General features: G+C 63.4%; 14 protein-coding genes. 13 read left to right on the top strand and 1 reads right to left on the bottom strand.

The genetic code is table 11. From position 1 onward, the window contains the following. The first annotated feature begins 168 nt into the window (after positions 1–168). Complete coding sequence (locus OH705_RS04245; RefSeq protein WP_104445143.1) at positions 169–597, top strand: hypothetical protein; 429 nt, start codon at positions 169–171, stop codon at positions 595–597. Positions 598–664: 67 nt separating this feature from the next. Continuing rightward, positions 665–2,776: an elongation factor G gene (fusA, locus tag OH705_RS04240; protein WP_104445142.1), complete on the top strand. Its 2,112-nt coding sequence runs from the start codon at positions 665–667 to the stop codon at positions 2,774–2,776. A 130-nt stretch (positions 2,777–2,906) separates the two neighbouring features. Here the strand turns inward: fusA and OH705_RS04235 are convergent, their stop codons facing one another. Then, positions 2,907–4,349 (bottom strand): SulP family inorganic anion transporter, encoded by a 1,443-nt coding sequence (locus tag OH705_RS04235; RefSeq protein ID WP_104445141.1) that lies wholly within the window; start codon positions 4,347–4,349, stop codon positions 2,907–2,909. A gap of 175 nt (positions 4,350–4,524) precedes the next feature. Between OH705_RS04235 and OH705_RS04230 the strand changes: the two genes are divergently transcribed. From OH705_RS04230 to nuoI, 11 genes are all read left to right on the top strand, one after another. Continuing rightward, positions 4,525–5,289, top strand: a complete 765-nt coding sequence (locus tag OH705_RS04230; RefSeq protein WP_177182911.1) for a secretin N-terminal domain-containing protein — start codon at positions 4,525–4,527, stop codon at positions 5,287–5,289. Between the two features lie 490 nt (positions 5,290–5,779). Continuing rightward, the gene (gene aceA, locus OH705_RS04225) at positions 5,780–7,105 is read left to right on the top strand and encodes an isocitrate lyase (protein WP_023630475.1); all 1,326 of its coding nucleotides are present in this window, start codon (positions 5,780–5,782) and stop codon (positions 7,103–7,105) included. Positions 7,106–7,249: 144 nt separating this feature from the next. Beyond that, positions 7,250–7,912, top strand: a complete 663-nt coding sequence (locus tag OH705_RS04220; RefSeq protein WP_038706423.1) for a lysoplasmalogenase — start codon at positions 7,250–7,252, stop codon at positions 7,910–7,912. A 380-nt stretch (positions 7,913–8,292) separates the two neighbouring features. After that, the gene (locus OH705_RS04215; RefSeq protein WP_011534614.1) at positions 8,293–8,706 is read left to right on the top strand and encodes an NADH-quinone oxidoreductase subunit A; all 414 of its coding nucleotides are present in this window, start codon (positions 8,293–8,295) and stop codon (positions 8,704–8,706) included. A 9-nt stretch (positions 8,707–8,715) separates the two neighbouring features. After that, positions 8,716–9,393 (top strand): NuoB/complex I 20 kDa subunit family protein, encoded by a 678-nt coding sequence (locus OH705_RS04210; RefSeq protein ID WP_008096180.1) that lies wholly within the window; start codon positions 8,716–8,718, stop codon positions 9,391–9,393. Positions 9,394–9,472: 79 nt separating this feature from the next. Further along, on the top strand, positions 9,473–11,254 hold the full coding sequence (nuoC, locus tag OH705_RS04205) for an NADH-quinone oxidoreductase subunit C/D (RefSeq protein ID WP_094011339.1): 1,782 nt from the start codon (positions 9,473–9,475) through the stop codon (positions 11,252–11,254). A 2-nt stretch (positions 11,255–11,256) separates the two neighbouring features. Continuing rightward, positions 11,257–11,754 carry an NADH-quinone oxidoreductase subunit NuoE gene (gene nuoE, locus OH705_RS04200; RefSeq protein ID WP_012313767.1) on the top strand — a complete coding sequence of 166 codons (498 nt, stop codon included), beginning with the start codon at positions 11,257–11,259 and terminating at the stop codon, positions 11,752–11,754. Further along, positions 11,751–13,112, top strand: a complete 1,362-nt coding sequence (gene nuoF / locus OH705_RS04195) for an NADH-quinone oxidoreductase subunit NuoF (protein ID WP_094011338.1) — start codon at positions 11,751–11,753, stop codon at positions 13,110–13,112. Before nuoE ends, nuoF begins: the two co-directional genes overlap by 4 nt. 133 nt (positions 13,113–13,245) lie before the next feature. After that, positions 13,246–15,960 carry an NADH-quinone oxidoreductase subunit NuoG gene (nuoG, locus tag OH705_RS04190; protein WP_038706424.1) on the top strand — a complete coding sequence of 905 codons (2,715 nt, stop codon included), beginning with the start codon at positions 13,246–13,248 and terminating at the stop codon, positions 15,958–15,960. After that, positions 15,957–16,964: an NADH-quinone oxidoreductase subunit NuoH gene (nuoH, locus tag OH705_RS04185; RefSeq protein WP_267301115.1), complete on the top strand. Its 1,008-nt coding sequence runs from the start codon at positions 15,957–15,959 to the stop codon at positions 16,962–16,964. Before nuoG ends, nuoH begins: the two co-directional genes overlap by 4 nt. 11 nt (positions 16,965–16,975) lie before the next feature. Next, a complete protein-coding gene (gene nuoI / locus OH705_RS04180; RefSeq protein WP_016488223.1) occupies positions 16,976–17,524 on the top strand; it encodes an NADH-quinone oxidoreductase subunit NuoI in 549 nt (182 codons plus the stop codon). Positions 17,525–17,528: the final 4 nt, after the last annotated feature.

The following is a 17,528-nucleotide window of genomic DNA, read 5'->3' as shown; positions in this document are numbered from 1 at the left end:
TGGAAATGGGTGACAAGAGTACGGCAGACGCTCGGGGTTGTCTCTATCGGCTCATCGCGGGGCAGGCCCGCTTCCACGGGAGGCCCTGCGACCTGGCCGACATGGCCTCGCGGGCGCCGATCTGTTAGGGTGCCCGCCGATGCACGCCACACCACGCGAGGATACCGAGTGAGCGCAGAACAACCCCTGATCGCCGACCTGTTCGAGGTCGACAAACGCCTGACCCTCAAGCCCGTCGTGGACTTCAACGCCTACCTGCGTAACGCCTTCGGCGACGGCTCCTGCCGCTGCCACCGCTGCGTCGAGGGCAATGGCGACGAGGGCAGCTACAGCCACCGCCACAGCTTCGAACTGGAAGGCCGCACCCTGCACCGACGCTTTGCCAGCACCGCCGGCAGCGACGTGTTGATGGTGCTGAAGAAGGCCTGGCTGTCCTACACCAAGGCCGAACTGATCACCGTCGGCGCGCTGGACATGGCTACCCTCAAGGCCTTCACCGACGCGACCCTGCACGAACGCCTGCTGGCCCTGCTGCCGGCCAGCGGCCTGGCGCGTGAAGCCGAGGGCCAATGGCAGCTGCAGGTGCTTGCCGACTGACGGTCGCCCCGGCAGGATTCTCCCGCTCTGCTACCTTGGGAGAATCCTCACCCGCAGGTGACCCGCCATGGCCCGCACGACTCCCATCGAGCTGTACCGCAATATCGGCATTGTCGCTCACGTGGATGCCGGCAAGACCACCACCACCGAACGGATCCTGTTCTACACCGGGGTCAACCACAAGATGGGCGAGGTGCACGACGGCGCCGCGACCATGGACTGGATGGCTCAGGAGCAGGAGCGCGGCATCACCATCACCTCGGCGGCCACCACGGCCTTCTGGCAGGGCTCGACCAAGCAGTTCGAGCACAAGTACCGCTTCAATATCATCGACACCCCCGGCCACGTCGACTTCACCATCGAGGTGGAGCGCTCGCTGCGCGTGCTCGATGGCGCGGTGGTGGTATTCAGCGGCGCCGACGGGGTCGAGCCACAGTCCGAGACGGTGTGGCGCCAAGCCAACAAGTACCATGTGCCGCGCCTGGCCTATATCAACAAGATGGACCGCCAGGGTGCGGACTTCCTACGCGTTGTAAAGCAGATCGACCAGCGCCTGGGCCACCACCCGGTACCGATCCAGCTGGCCATCGGCAGCGAGGAAAACTTCATCGGCCAGATCGACCTGGTGAAGATGAAAGCCATCTACTGGAACGACGCAGACAACGGCACCAGCTACCGCGAAGAAGAGATTCCCGCCGAACTGCAGGCACTGGCGGACGAATGGCGCGCGCACATGATCGAAGCCGCCGCCGAGGCCAATGACGAACTGACGGTGAAATTCCTCGAAGGTGAAGAGCTGACCGTCGACGAGATCAAGGCCGCCCTGCGCCAACGCACCATCGCCAACGAAATCGTCCCGACCATCCTCGGCTCGTCATTCAAGAACAAGGGCGTGCCGCTGATGCTCGACGCGGTGATCGACTACCTGCCCGCCCCGTCCGAAATCCCGGCGATCAAGGGCACCGACCCGGACGATGAAGAGAAGCACCTGGAACGCCACGCCGACGACAAGGAGCCGTTTTCGGCCCTGGCCTTCAAGATCGCCACCGACCCGTTCGTCGGCACCCTGACCTTCGCCCGGGTATATTCGGGCGTGCTCAGCTCGGGCAATGCGGTGCTCAACTCGGTCAAGGGCAAGAAGGAGCGCATCGGCCGCATGGTGCAGATGCACGCCAACCAGCGCGCCGAGATCAAGGACGTGTGCGCCGGCGATATCGCCGCACTGATCGGCATGAAGGACGTGACCACTGGCGACACCCTGTGCGACATGGACAAGCCGATAATCCTCGAACGCATGGACTTCCCCGACCCAGTGATTTCCGTGGCAGTGGAGCCAAAAACCAAGGCCGACCAGGAAAAAATGGGCATCGCCCTGGGCAAGCTGGCCCAGGAGGACCCGTCGTTCCGGGTCAAGACCGACGAGGAAACCGGCCAGACCATCATCTCCGGCATGGGCGAGCTGCACCTGGACATCATCGTCGACCGTATGCGCCGCGAGTTCAACGTCGAAGCCAATATCGGCAAGCCGCAGGTGGCGTACCGCGAGAAGATCCGCAACACCTGCGAGATCGAAGGGCGTTTCGTGCGCCAATCGGGCGGGCGCGGCCAGTACGGCCATTGCTGGATCCGCTTCGCCCCGGGCGACGAAGGCAAGGAAGGCCTGGAGTTCATCAACGAGATCGTCGGCGGCGTGGTGCCGCGCGAGTACATCCCGGCGATCCAGAAAGGCATCGAGGAGCAGATGAAGAACGGCGTGCTTGCCGGCTACCCGTTGATCAACCTGAAGGCGGCGGTGTTCGACGGCTCGTACCACGACGTCGACTCCAACGAGATGGCCTACAAGATTGCCGCCTCCATGGCCACCAAACAGCTTTCGCAGAAAGGTGGCGCGGTGCTGCTGGAGCCGGTGATGAAGGTCGAGGTGGTGACGCCCGAGGAGTACCAGGGCGATATCCTCGGCGACCTGAGCCGGCGCCGGGGCATGATCCAGGATGGCGACGAGACCCCGGCCGGCAAGGTGATCCGTGCCGAGGTGCCGCTGGGCGAAATGTTCGGCTACGCCACCTCGATGCGCTCGATGACCCAGGGCCGGGCGAGTTTCTCGATGGAGTTCACGCGCTACGCCGAGGCGCCGGCAAGCATTGCCGATGGCATCGTGAAGAAGAATCGCGGGGAGTAAGCCTTTCTCCTATAACGGCGCTATCGCCGGCAAGCCGGCTCCCACAGGTACTGCAAAGTTCTTGAGTGCAGTGACAATCCTGTGGGAGCCGGTTTGCCGGCGATAGGATCGGTGCAGGCGACCATTGCCTTCAATGCTGCTCCCCCGCCCGCTTCAACAGCTTCTTGCAGCGCTCGGAAAGGTGCACCACCCGCAACTGCTTGCCCGCCTTGGCATAGCGCTCGCGCAGGGTCTTCAGCGCCGCGATCGCCGAATAATCGACAAAGCTCAGGTGCTGGCAATCCAGCGTGACCTTGGCCGGGTCGTTGGCCGGGTCGAACTGGTTGAGAAACGGTGTGGTCGAGGCGAAGAACAGCGTGCCGTGCACCTGGTAATGCTTGCTGCCCTCGGCGTCCTCATGACTGTCGGCATACAGCTCGCGCGCGTGCTGCCAGGCAAAATTGATGGCCGCGATGACGATACCGAACAGCACCGCCGTGGCCAGGTCGGTGAACACCGTGACCACGGTCACGGCGAGGATCGCCAGCACATCGCTCACCGGCACCTTGTGCAGCACCCGTAGCGATGCCCAGGCGAAGGTCTGCTGGGCCACCACGAACATCACCCCGACCAGCGCCGCCAGCGGAATACGCTCGATCAACGGCGACAGGAACAGCACGAACAGCAGGATCATCACCCCCGCTACCACGCCCGACAGTCGGCCACGGCCATTGGAGCTGAGATTGATCACGGTCTGGCCGATCATCGCGCAGCCACCCATGCCGCCGCACAGGCCCGAGACCATGTTGGCCGCACCCAGGGCCACGCACTCGCGATCCGGATAGCCACGGCTCTCGGTGATCTCGTCGGTGAGATTGAGGGTCAGCAGGGTTTCCAGCAGGCCGACCATGGCCATCAGCACCGCATAGGGCGCGATGATCTTCAGGGTCTCGAGGTTCCAGGGGATGTCCGGCAGCGTAAGTGTCGGCAGGCCGCCGGCGATGTGCGCCATATCGCCGAGGGTGCGGGTTGGCAGGCCCAGCAGATAGACCAGCAGGCCGACGCCGAGGATTGCCACCAGAGCCGGCGGCACGGCGCGGGTCAGCCTGGGAAGCACATAGACCACCAGCATGGTCAACGCCACCAGGCCGATCATCAGGTACAGCGGCGCACCGCTGAGCCAGTGCTCGCCTTCCTTGAAGTGCTCCAGCTGGGCCAGGGCGATGACGATAGCCAGGCCGTTGACGAAGCCGAGCATCACCGGGTACGGCACCAGGCGTACCAGCTTGCCCAGGCGCAGCGCGCCGAACAGGATCATCACCAGCCCGCCCAGCAGCACCGTGGCCAGCAGGTACTGGACGCCGTGCTGTACCACCAGGGCGACGATGACCACCGCCATCGAACCGGCGGCGCCGGAGATCATCCCCGGTCGGCCGCCGAACAGCGCGGTCAGGGTACAGATGATGAAGGCGCCGTACAGGCCCATCAGCGGGTTGAGGTGGGCCACCAGGGCGAAAGCTATGCACTCCGGCACCAGGGCGAAAGAAGTGGTGAGGCCGGCGAGCAGGTCGGCGCGTAGGCGTACGGGTTTCATGGGGGTCCTGTAAGCAGCCCCGGCATTACGCTGCGTGGGAGCGTAATGCCGAGGGAATGAGCTTGAAATCGAGGGCCGCGATGTTACGGAATTTACCTGACTGCAACCACTGAAAAGCCGACCTGTGCATGCCGCTGTGATCCACGACCAGCAAGATGCCGACAAATTTGCCATCATGTCCATTCCACCCGCGGAGATCATGGACATGCCGCTACGCCCCCTCCTCGCCTCGCTGCTGCTGGCCGCCAGCCTTACGGCCCAGGCCGCCACCGAGGTCATTGCCCTGCAACATCGCAGCAGCGCCGAACTGCTGCCCGCCGCCCAGTCCTTCCTTGGCAAGGACGGCAGCGTCAGCACCTTCGAGGACAAGCTGATCGTCAACGCCAGCCAGGAACGCATCGACGACCTGCGCGCCCTGCTGCAACAGCTCGATACCGCGCCCAAACGCCTGCTGATCAGCGTCGACAACAACGACAGCAACTTCCAGGACAACCGCGGCAACGCCCGCGTGATCCGCTACGGCACAGCCAACCGCGAAGGCGGCATGCAGCAGGTGCAGGCCAGCGACGGCCAGCCGGCACTGATCCAGGTGGGCCATAGCATCCCTGTCACCAGTAGCTCCACCGATGGTTACGGGCGTATCCAGAACAACACCGAATACCGCAACGTGACCCAGGGTTTCTACGTCACGCCACGCCTTAGCGGCGATACGGTTCGCCTGCAAATCAGCACCAATAACGATCGAATGAGCCAGGAACGTGCCGATGTAGTGAAAGTGCAGAGCACCGACACGACCGTTACCGGCAAGCTCGGCGAGTGGATCACCCTGGCCGGGTTCAACCAGCAGAGCCAGTCCGAGCGTAGCGCGTCAAGCCTCACTTACAGCACCCAGCGCGGTGAAAACATGACTTTGCGGGTCAAAGTCGACCTTCTCGACTGACCCCAGGTAATTCAAGGCCTCGACCAAGGGCCTTGAAACTGACCGCCAAGTCGCATTAGACCAAAGATGTAGTAAGCATAAAAAAGCACTACAAAATGTTTGACAGGCTCTTTTCGCCAAGGGCATGATGGCCTCGCTCCCGCTAATCAGAGGCCCTGGCAAGGGTCTTCGAGGTGCGCTCCTCCCACCGTGGAGGCACCTCGTGTCCATACGGCCCACAAGGCGGTTCGACGGGATTGCGACTGCAACGAAGAAGTTGTCCCGAGGGACGGAAGCGCATCACCGCAGTTCTGGCAATCGCGTCGCACCGCAGCAAGGCATCCACGAGCCAACCTGCAGGGCACACCTTCGCCTGGCCTGCCCACCCTTCCCCTTCGCACTTCCCCGTTCGCCGCCGCACTCCCCCGGACAGCACAGCCTGGCCCTCTGACCCGCGTATCCGAGCATCAGCACAATTACACTCAAGATCGATGCGACGAGGTTTATTTCCATGGCACTGACACGCGAACAGCAAATTGCAGCCCTCGAGAAAGACTGGGCCGAGAACCCGCGCTGGAAAGGCGTGACCCGTACCTACACCGCCGCCGATGTCGTTCGCCTGCGTGGCTCCCTGCAGCCGGAGCACACCCTGGCTCGCCAGGGCGCGGAAAAACTGTGGAAGCTGGTCACCCAAGGTGCCCACCCGTCCTTCCGCCCTGAAAAAGATTTCGTCAACTGCATGGGCGCCCTGACCGGCGGCCAGGCTGTGCAACAGGTCAAGGCTGGCATCCAGGCCATCTACCTGTCCGGCTGGCAGGTTGCCGCCGACAACAACTCGGCCGAGTCGATGTACCCCGACCAATCGCTGTACCCGGTCGACTCGGTGCCGACCGTAGTCAAGCGCATCAACAACTCGTTCCGCCGCGCAGACCAGATCCAGTGGAAAGCCGGCAAGAACCCAGGTGACGAGGGCTACATCGACTACTTCGCACCGATCGTGGCCGACGCAGAAGCCGGTTTCGGCGGCGTGCTGAATGCCTACGAGCTGATGAAGAACATGATCGAAGCGGGCGCCGCCGGCGTGCACTTCGAAGACCAGCTGGCCTCGGTGAAAAAATGCGGCCACATGGGCGGCAAGGTACTGGTCCCGACCCAGGAAGCCGTACAGAAGCTCGTGGCTGCACGTCTGGCCGCCGACGTTGCCGGTGTGCCGACCATCATCCTGGCCCGTACCGACGCCAACGCCGCCGACCTGCTGACCAGCGACTGCGATCCGTACGACCAGCCGTTCGTGATCGGCGACCGTACCCGTGAAGGCTTCTACAAAGTCCGCGCCGGCCTCGATCAGGCCATCTCCCGCGGCCTGGCCTACGCGCCGTATGCCGACCTGATCTGGTGCGAAACCGCCAAGCCGGACCTGGACGAAGCCCGTCGCTTCGCCGAAGCAATCAAGAAGGAATACCCGGACCAACTGCTGTCTTACAACTGCTCGCCTTCCTTCAACTGGAAGAAGAACCTGGACGACGCCACCATCGCCAAGTTCCAGCGGGAGCTGTCGGCCATGGGCTACAAGCACCAGTTCATCACCCTGGCCGGCATCCACAACATGTGGCACGGCATGTTCAACCTGGCGCACGACTACGCCCGCAACGACATGACCGCCTACGTGAAGCTGCAGGAGCAGGAATTCGCTGACGCCAGCAAAGGCTACACCTTCGTGGCGCACCAGCAGGAAGTCGGCACCGGCTACTTCGATGACATGACCACCGTGATCCAGGGTGGCGCTTCGTCGGTTACCGCACTGACTGGTTCGACAGAGGAAGAGCAGTTCCACTGAGTCTGGTGAACTGCTGAACAGGAAGGCCCGGGGCTTGTGAAAGTCCTGGGCCTTTCTTATTGCCTGTACCGACCCTTTCGCGGGGCACAGGCAATACCGCAGATCAGGTCTATGCTTGTGGCTACCCAGCCGCAAGGACCGCCCATGCCTCGTCCAAGCCACCTGATCCTGATCGCCGTCGCAGCCGCTGCCCTCTATATATACGCACTGGCCAGCGACAACGCCCTGCTCGGCCTCCTGAGCAAACCCATCCCGGTCCTGAGCCTGATCGCCTGGCTGGGCAGTACGCCCACCACGCCCTACCGTCGCTGGATCATGATCGGCCTGGCCTTCTCGGTACTCGGCGACATCCTCCTGGCCATCCCCCGCGACCTGTTCGTGTTCGGCCTGGCCGCGTTCCTTTGCGCCCACCTGGCGTACCTTCGCGGTTACTGCAGCCTGACCCAACGCCCGGCCTACCCCTCACTGGCCTTCGCACTGCTGGTGGGCGCCTCGCTGTTCGGCCTGCTCGCCAGCCACGGCCTGGGCCCACTGCTGATCCCGGTGGCGCTGTATGCCCTTGCGATCTGCTGCATGCTCTGGCGCGCCCTGGCGTGTGGCGGTGTCGCCGCAATGGGTGCCTGCGCCTTCGTGTTCTCCGACAGCCTGATCGGCATCGACCGCTTCGTCAGCCCGTTCGCCGCTGCCGAGTACCTGATCATCCTGTCCTACTGGCTCGGCCAGTGGCTCATTGCCGCGTCGGTCAGCCGCGGCGCAAACGACAAAGTATTGATCCAGAGCGGTACCCGCAGCATCGGAAGCTGCTAGAACGAGAGTTTTTCGCATTTGCAAGTGGGCAGATCGGCTGATGAACTTTGCAAGGCCCAGAACAGCTAAAACAATACAGCCCATATCAAATGATATTAATTATCATTACGCAACTAGTCAGTCATTACGCGGGGTAAGAAACATAATTAACAAATCCGCGTGCAATGCCCGAAACTCAAGGCTTTCAGCCAGTTACGAAAGATTTTTGTTCTTAAACCTACGAATAAATTTGCAACGGAAATTTTACTTGCACTGGGTTTACCCATAAAATCAGCGCGATTGATTCAGCTGCGACATTTGGTCACTGCGTCTGCGACACCACGTCGCCGCTCTACTTATTTCAGACTGCAGAGCTGGGTCTCTGTATAAGGATTTCTAGCATGTCCGATTCGGCAGGACTCATCGCCCACAACTGGGGCTTTGCCATCTTCCTCCTGGGTGTCGTCGGCCTGTGTGCCTTCATGCTCGGCCTGTCCAGCCTGCTCGGTAGCAAGGCCTGGGGTCGCGCCAAGAACGAACCCTTCGAATCCGGCATGCTGCCCGTTGGCAGTGCCCGCCTGCGCCTGTCCGCCAAATTCTATCTGGTCGCGATGCTGTTCGTGATCTTCGATATCGAAGCCCTCTTCCTGTATGCATGGTCTGTGTCCGTCCGCGAAAGCGGCTGGACCGGATTCGTCGAAGCACTCGTTTTCATAGCAATTCTGTTGGCAGGTCTTGTCTACCTATGGCGCGTCGGGGCGCTCGATTGGGCTCCCGAAGGTCGCCGCAAGCGGCAAGCGAAGCTGAAACAATGAGGCTTTGGCATGCAATACAATCTCACCAGAATCGATCCGGACGCACCTAACGAGCAGTATCCGGTCGGTGAGCGGGAAACCGTCACCGATCAACTGCTGGAAGACCAGGTCCACAAGAACATCTACATGGGGAAACTCGAGGATGTGCTGCGTGGCGCGGTCAACTGGGGTCGCAAGAACTCCCTCTGGCCGTACAACTTCGGCCTTTCCTGCTGCTACGTGGAAATGACCACGGCCTTCACGGCACCCCACGACATCGCCCGCTTCGGCGCCGAAGTCATCCGGGCCTCGCCGCGTCAGGCCGACTTCATGGTCATCGCCGGTACCTGCTTCGTGAAGATGGCGCCGATCATCCAGCGCCTGTACGAGCAGATGCTCGAGCCCAAATGGGTCATCTCCATGGGTTCGTGCGCCAACTCCGGCGGCATGTACGACATCTACTCGGTCGTTCAGGGGGTCGACAAGTTCCTCCCCGTGGACGTGTACGTGCCTGGCTGCCCGCCGCGCCCCGAGGCGTTCCTGCAAGGCTTGATGCTGCTGCAGGAATCGATCGGCCAGGAGCGACGCCCGCTTTCCTGGGTTGTTGGCGATCAAGGCATCTACCGTGCCGAGATGCCCGCCCAGAAAGACCTGCGTCGCGAACAGCGTATCGCGGTAACCAACCTGCGCAGCCCCGACGAAGTCTGATCCAGCGACCTGCCGCCCGCTCCCCCAGGAGCCGGCGGCCTGGCTTCATTCTTAACGTTGACCCAAAGCGACCGAGACCATGACAGCGGACAACGCTATTTATATTCCGCCTTACAAGGCTGACGACCAGGATGTGGTCGTCGAACTGCACAACCGATTCGGCGCCGACGCTTTCGTCGCCCAGGAAACCCGCACCGGCATGCCGGTACTGTGGGTAAAGCGTGCCCAGCTCAAAGAAGTACTTTCCTTCCTGCGCAACGTCGCCAAGCCGTACAGCATGCTGTACGACCTGCACGGCGTCGACGAGCGCCTGCGCACCCAGCGCCGCGGCCTGCCGGCCGCCGACTTCAGCGTGTTCTACCACCTGCTGTCGGTCGAGCGTAACAGCGACGTGATGATCAAGGTGTCGCTGAGCGAAGGCGACCTCAACCTGCCGACCGTCACCGGTATCTGGCCCAACGCCAACTGGTACGAGCGTGAAGTCTGGGACATGTTCGGCATCGACTTCGCCGGCCACCCGCACCTGAGCCGCATCATGATGCCGCCGACCTGGGAAGGTCACCCGCTGCGCAAGGACTACCCGGCCCGCGCCACCGAATTCGACCCCTACAGCCTGACCCTGGCCAAGCAGCAGCTTGAAGAGGAATCGGCACGTTTCAACCCGGAAGCCTGGGGCATGAAGCGTTCGGGCGCCAACGAGGACTACATGTTCCTCAACCTCGGCCCCAACCACCCTTCGGCCCACGGTGCCTTCCGTATCGTCCTGCAGCTGGACGGCGAAGAGATCGTCGACTGCGTGCCGGACATCGGCTACCACCACCGTGGTGCCGAGAAGATGGCCGAACGTCAGTCGTGGCACAGCTTCATCCCCTACACCGACCGTATCGACTACCTCGGCGGGGTGATGAACAACCTGCCGTACGTACTGGCGGTAGAGAAGCTGGCCGGCATCCAGGTGCCGCAGAAGGTCGACGTGATCCGCATCATGCTCGCCGAATTCTTCCGCATCACCAGCCACCTGCTGTTCCTGGGCACCTATATCCAGGACGTCGGCGCCATGACCCCGGTGTTCTTCACCTTCACCGACCGCCAACGCGCCTACACCGTGATCGAGGCGATCACCGGTTTCCGCCTGCACCCGGCCTGGTACCGCATCGGTGGCGTCGCCCACGACCTGCCGCGCGGCTGGGACAAGCTGGTCAAGGACTTCGTCGAATGGCTGCCCAAGCGCCTCGACGAATACACCAAGGCCGCCCTGCAGAACAGCATCCTCAAGGGCCGTACCATCGGCGTTGCCGCGTACAACACCAAGGAAGCCCTGGCCTGGGGCACCACCGGTGCCGGCCTGCGCTCCACCGGTTGCGACTTCGACCTGCGTAAAGCCCGCCCCTACTCCGGCTACGAGAACTTCGAATTCGAAGTACCGCTGGCCCACAACGGCGATGCCTATGACCGCTGCATGGTCCGTGTCGAGGAGATGCGCCAGAGTATCCGCATCATCGACCAGTGCCTGCGCAACATGCCGGAAGGCCCGTACAAGGCGGACCACCCGCTGACCACGCCGCCGCCGAAAGAGCGCACCCTGCAGCACATCGAGACCTTGATCACCCACTTCCTGCAAGTCTCGTGGGGCCCGGTCATGCCGGCCAACGAGTCGTTCCAGATGATCGAGGCGACCAAGGGCATCAACAGTTACTACCTGACGAGCGATGGCGGCACCATGAGCTACCGCACCCGGATCCGTACCCCGAGCTATCCGCACCTGCAGCAGATCCCTTCGGTGATCAAAGGCAGCATGGTTGCGGACCTGATCGCGTACCTGGGCAGTATCGACTTCGTTATGGCTGACGTGGACCGCTAAGCATGAACAGCACGCTTATCCAAACCGACCGTTTCGCCCTGAGCGAAACCGAGCGCTCGGCCATCGAGCACGAGATGCATCACTACGAGGACCCGCGCGCGGCGTCCATCGAAGCCCTGAAGATCGTGCAGAAAGAGCGCGGCTGGGTGCCGGACGGCGCCATCTACGCCATCGGCGAAGTGCTGGGCATCCCCGCCAGCGACGTCGAGGGTGTGGCCACCTTCTACAGCCAGATCTTCCGCCAGCCGGTCGGCCGCCACATCATCCGCGTATGCGACAGCATGGTCTGCTACATCGGCGGCCATGAGTCAGTGGTCAGCCAGATCCAGAGCGAGCTGGGCATCGGCCTCGGCCAGACCACCGCGGACGGGCGCTTCACCCTGCTGCCGGTGTGCTGCCTGGGCAACTGCGACAAGGCCCCGGCGCTGATGATCGACGACGACACCTTTGGCGACGTGCAACCTGCCGGCGTCTCCAAGCTGCTGGAGGGTTACGTATGACCATCACTTCCTTCGGCCCGGCCAACCGCATTGCGCGCAGCGCCGAAACCCACCCGCTGACCTGGCGCCTGCGCGACGACGGCGAGCCGGTCTGGCTGACCGAGTACGAGTCCAAGAACGGCTATGCCGCCGCGCGCAAGGCGCTGGCCGACATGTCCGCCGACGACATCGTGCAGAGCGTCAAGGACTCCGGCCTCAAGGGCCGGGGCGGCGCGGGCTTCCCCACTGGCGTGAAGTGGGGCCTGATGCCCAAAGACGAATCCATGAACATCCGCTACCTGCTGTGCAACGCGGATGAAATGGAGCCCAACACCTGGAAGGACCGCATGCTGATGGAGCAACAGCCCCATCTGCTGGTCGAGGGCATGCTGATCAGCGCCCGCGCCCTTAAGGCCTACCGTGGTTACATCTTCCTGCGTGGCGAATACACCACCGCGGCGAAGAACCTCAACCGCGCCATCGATGAAGCCAAGGCCGCCGGCCTGCTGGGCAAGAACATCCTGGGTTCCGGTTTCGACTTCGAGCTATTCGTGCACACCGGTGCCGGGCGTTACATCTGCGGTGAAGAGACCGCGTTGATCAACTCCCTCGAAGGCCGTCGCGCCAACCCTCGCTCCAAGCCGCCCTTCCCTGCCGCCGTCGGCGTGTGGGGCAAGCCGACCTGCGTTAACAATGTCGAGACCCTGTGCAACGTGCCGGCCATCGTCGCCAACGGCAACGACTGGTACAAGTCGCTGGCCCGCGAAGGCAGTGAAGACCACGGCACCAAGCTGATGGGCTTCTCCGGCAAGGTGAAGAACCCGGGCCTGTGGGAGCTGCCATTCGGCGTCACCGCCCGCGAGCTGTTCGAAGACTACGCTGGCGGCATGCGCGACGGCTTCAAGCTCAAGTGCTGGCAGCCTGGCGGCGCCGGTACCGGCTTCCTGCTGCCCGAGCACCTCGATGCGCAGATGTATGCCGGTGGCATCGCCAAGGTCGGCACCCGTATGGGTACCGGCCTGGCCATGGCGGTCGACGACAGCGTCAACATGGTGTCGCTGCTGCGCAACATGGAAGAGTTCTTCGCCCGCGAGTCGTGCGGCTGGTGCACCCCTTGCCGTGACGGCCTGCCGTGGAGCGTGAAGATGCTGCGCGCACTGGAGAACGGCCAAGGCCGCGCCGAAGACATCGAGACGCTACTGGGGCTGGTCAACTTCCTCGGCCCAGGCCGTACCTTCTGTGCTCATGCACCAGGTGCCGTCGAGCCATTGGGCAGTGCCATCAAATACTTCCGCTCGGAGTTCGAGGCCGGTGTGGCGCCAGAAAGCGCTGGCACCCTGCGCCCGAACCTGGCGAAGCCGATCGTGGTCGGCGCATAACAAGATGAAACAGCGGATGGTCCGTGCCATCCGCCAGCCTGCTGGCCGGCCCGAACGACTCGAGGCCGGCCGCAAGCTCACCGATTTCCATTAGCCACGCCCGCTCACGCGGGCCAACGAAGAACTTTGAACAATGGCCACTATCCACGTAGACGGCAAAGCGCTCGAAGTCAACGGTGCGGACAACCTGTTACAGGCATGTCTGTCACTCGGCCTCGACATCCCCTATTTCTGCTGGCACCCGGCGCTCGGTAGCGTCGGCGCCTGCCGGCAGTGCGCGGTCAAGCAGTACACCGACGAGAACGACACCCGTGGTCGTATCGTCATGTCCTGCATGACCCCTGCCTCCGACGGCACCTGGATCTCCATCGACGATGAGGAGTCCAAGGCGTTCCGCGCCAGCGTCGTCGAATGGCTGATGACCAACCACCCGCACGACTGCCCGGTGTGCGAGGAAGGCGGTCACTGCCACCTGCAGGACATGACGGTAATGACCGGCCACAACGAGCGCCGCTACCGTTTCACCAAGCGTACCCACCAGAACCAGGACCTCGGCCCGTTCATCGCCCACGAGATGAACCGCTGCATCGCCTGCTACCGCTGCGTGCGCTACTACAAGGACTACGCCGGCGGCACCGACCTGGGCGTATACGGCGCCCACGACAACGTGTACTTCGGTCGCGTCGAAGACGGCGTGCTGGAAAGCGAGTTCTCCGGCAACCTCACCGAGGTCTGCCCGACCGGTGTGTTCACCGACAAGACCCACTCCGAGCGCTACAACCGCAAGTGGGACATGCAGTTTGCCCCGAGCATCTGCCATGGCTGCTCCAGCGGTTGCAACATCAGCCCCGGCGAACGCTACGGCGAACTGCGCCGCATCGAGAACCGCTTCAACGGCTCGGTGAACCAGTACTTCCTGTGCGACCGTGGCCGCTTCGGCTATGGCTACGTCAACCGCAAGGACCGTCCGCGCCAGCCACACCTGGCCGATGGCAGCAAGCTGTCCCTCGACGCCGCCCTGGACAAGGCCGCCGACCTGCTGCGCGGTCGCACCATCGTCGGCATCGGCTCGCCACGCGCCAGCCTCGAGAGCAACTACGGCCTGCGCGAGCTGGTCGGTGCCGAGTACTTCTACTCGGGCATGGAGGCTGGTGAGCTGGCCCGCGTACGCCTGGCGCTGGACGTGCTGAACAACAGCCCGCTGCCGGTGCCGACCCTGCGCGACATCGAAGACCACGACGCCGTGTTCGTGCTCGGCGAAGACCTGACCCAGACCGCCGCCCGTGTCGCCCTGGCCGTGCGCCAGGCCACCAAGGGCAAGGCCGAGGCCATGGCCGACGCCATGCGCGTGCAGCCTTGGCTGGACGCCGCGGTGAAGAACATCGGCCAGCACGCGCTGTACCCGCTGTTCATCGCATCCTTGGCTGAAACCAAGCTGGATGACGTTGCCGAAGAGTGTGTACACGCCGCTCCCGCCGACCTCGCCCGTATCGGTTTCGCCGTGGCCCATGCCATCGACCCGAGCGCGCCTGCCGTTGCCGGCCTGGACGACGAAGCCAAGGCCCTGGCCCAGCGCATCGCCGACGCCCTGGTCGCTGCCCAGCGCCCACTGGTCGTCGCCGGTACTTCGCTGGCCGACCCTGCGCTGATCGAAGCCGCCGCCAACATCGCCAAGGCCCTCAAGCTGCGCGAGAAGAACGGTTCGCTGAGCCTGGTCGTGCCTGAGGCCAACAGCCTCGGTCTGGCGATGATGGGCGGTGAGTCCGTCGACGCGGCGCTGGACGCCGTGATCAGCGGCAAGGCCGACGCCATCGTCGTGCTGGAAAACGACCTGTACGCCCGCGTACCGGCCGCCAAGGTCGACGCCGCGCTGGCTGCGGCCAAGGTGGTGATCGTCGCCGATCACTCGAAAACCCCGACCGTTGACCGTGCCCACCTGGTGCTGCCGGCGGCTTCGTTCGCCGAAGGCGATGGCACCCTGGTCAGCCAGGAAGGCCGTGCCCAGCGCTTCTTCCAGGTGTTCGACCCGCAATACCTGGACAGCAGCATCCAGATCCACGAAGGCTGGCGCTGGATGCACGCCCTGCGCGCGACCCTGCTGAACAAGCCGGTGGACTGGACCCAGCTGGACCACGTCACCAGCGCCTGCGCCGAAGCCGCACCGCAACTGGCCGGCATCGTCAACGCAGCACCTTCCGCCGCGTTCCGCATCAAGGGCATGAAGCTGGCCCGCGAGCCGCTGCGCTACTCGGGTCGTACCGCCATGCGCGCCAACATCAGCGTGCACGAGCCGCGTACCCCGCAGGACAAGGACACCGCGTTCGCCTTCTCCATGGAAGGCTACTCGGGTTCGGCCGAACCGCGTCAGCAGGTTCCGTTCGCCTGGTCGCCGGGCTGGAACTCGCCGCAAGCCTGGAACAAGTTCCAGGACGAGGTGGGTGGCCATCTGCGTGCCGGTGACCCAGGCGTACGCCTGATCGAGACCCAAGGCGACCGCCTGGGCTGGTTCACCGCCATCCCTGGCGCGTTCAACCCGGCTCGCGGCACCTGGACCGCGGTTCCGTTCTTCCACCTGTTCGGCAGCGAAGAGTCCTCCTCGCGCGCCGCTCCGGTGCAGGAGCGCATCCCGGCCGCCTACGTCGCCTTGGCCAAGTCCGAAGCCGACCGCCTGGGCGTCAACGACGGCGCGATGCTGAGCCTGAACGTGGCCGGTGTGTCGCTGCGCCTGCCGCTGCGTATCAATGAAGAACTGGGCGCTGGCCTGGTTGCGTTGCCCAAAGGCCTGGCCGGCATTCCGCCCGCCATCTTCGGTGCAGCCGTCGAAGGCCTGCAGGAGGCAGCACAATGAGCTGGTTCACCCCCGAAGTGATCGACGTGATCATTCAGGTCGTCAAGGCAATCGTGGTGCTGCTGGCCGTGGTGGTCTGCGGCGCGCTGCTCAGCTTCGTCGAGCGTCGCCTGCTGGGCTGGTGGCAGGACCGCTACGGCCCGAACCGGGTCGGCCCGTTCGGCATGTTCCAGATCGCCGCCGACATGCTGAAGATGTTCTTCAAAGAAGACTGGAACCCGCCCTTTGTCGACAAGGTGATCTTCACCCTGGCCCCCGTGGTCGCCATGAGCGCGCTGCTGATCGCCTTCTCGATCATCCCGATCACCCCGGGCTGGGGCGTGGCCGACCTGAACATCGGCCTGCTGTTCTTCTTCGCCATGGCCGGCCTGTCGGTCTACGCCGTGCTGTTCGCCGGCTGGTCGTCGAACAACAAGTACGCCCTGCTCGGCAGCCTGCGAGCTTCCGCGCAGACCGTATCGTACGAAGTGTTCCTGGGCTTGGCGCTGATGGGCGTGGTGGTGCAGGTGGGTTCGTTCAACATGCGCGACATCGTTGACTACCAGGCCCAGAACCTGTGGTTCATCATTCCGCAGTTCTTCGGCTTCTGCACCTTCTTCATCGCTGGCGTCGCCGTGACCCACCGTCACCCGTTCGACCAGCCGGAAGCGGAACAGGAACTGGCCGACGGCTACCACATCGAATACGCCGGCATGAAATGGGGCATGTTCTTCGTCGGTGAGTACATCGGCATCATCCTCATCTCGGCGCTGCTGGTGACCCTGTTCTTCGGTGGCTGGCACGGCCCGTTCGGCATCCTGCCGCAGGTACCGTTCCTGTGGTTCGCCCTGAAGACCGCGTTCTTCATCATGCTGTTCATCCTGCTGCGCGCCTCGATCCCGCGCCCACGCTATGACCAGGTGATGGACTTCAGCTGGAAGTTCTGCCTGCCGCTGACCCTGATCAATTTGCTGGTGACCGCTGCGATCGTGCTCTACAACACGCCAGCCGTCGCGGCCCAGTGAGGATTTGACCCATGTTCAAGTATATCGGCGACATCGTTAAGGGCACCGGCACCCAGCTGCGCAGCCTGGCAATGGTGTTCTCCCACGGGTTCCGCAAGCGCGACACCCTGCAATACCCCGAAGAACCCGTGTACCTGCCGCCGCGCTACCGTGGCCGCATCGTCCTCACCCGCGACCCCGATGGCGAGGAGCGCTGCGTGGCGTGCAACCTCTGCGCGGTGGCCTGCCCGGTCGGCTGCATCTCGCTGCAGAAGGCCGAGACAGAGGACGGCCGTTGGTACCCCGAGTTCTTCCGCATCAACTTCTCGCGCTGCATCTTCTGCGGGCTGTGTGAAGAGGCGTGCCCGACCACCGCGATCCAGCTGACTCCGGATTTCGAAATGGCCGAGTTCAAGCGTCAGGACCTGGTGTACGAGAAAGAAGATCTGCTGATCTCCGGCCCCGGCAAGAACCCTGACTACAACTTCTACCGTGTTGCGGGCATGGCAATCGCTGGCAAGCCGAAAGGCGCTGCACAGAACGAAGCCGAGCCGATCAACGTGAAGAGCTTGCTCCCATAAGGAC

Origin of the sequence: Pseudomonas sp. BJa3, from assembly GCF_026343815.1 — a bacterium.
In the GTDB taxonomy this organism is placed as follows: domain Bacteria; phylum Pseudomonadota; class Gammaproteobacteria; order Pseudomonadales; family Pseudomonadaceae; genus Aquipseudomonas; species Aquipseudomonas soli.
Note: the sequence above shows the minus strand (reverse complement) of the source record. Positions and strands in the feature narration are given on the sequence as shown.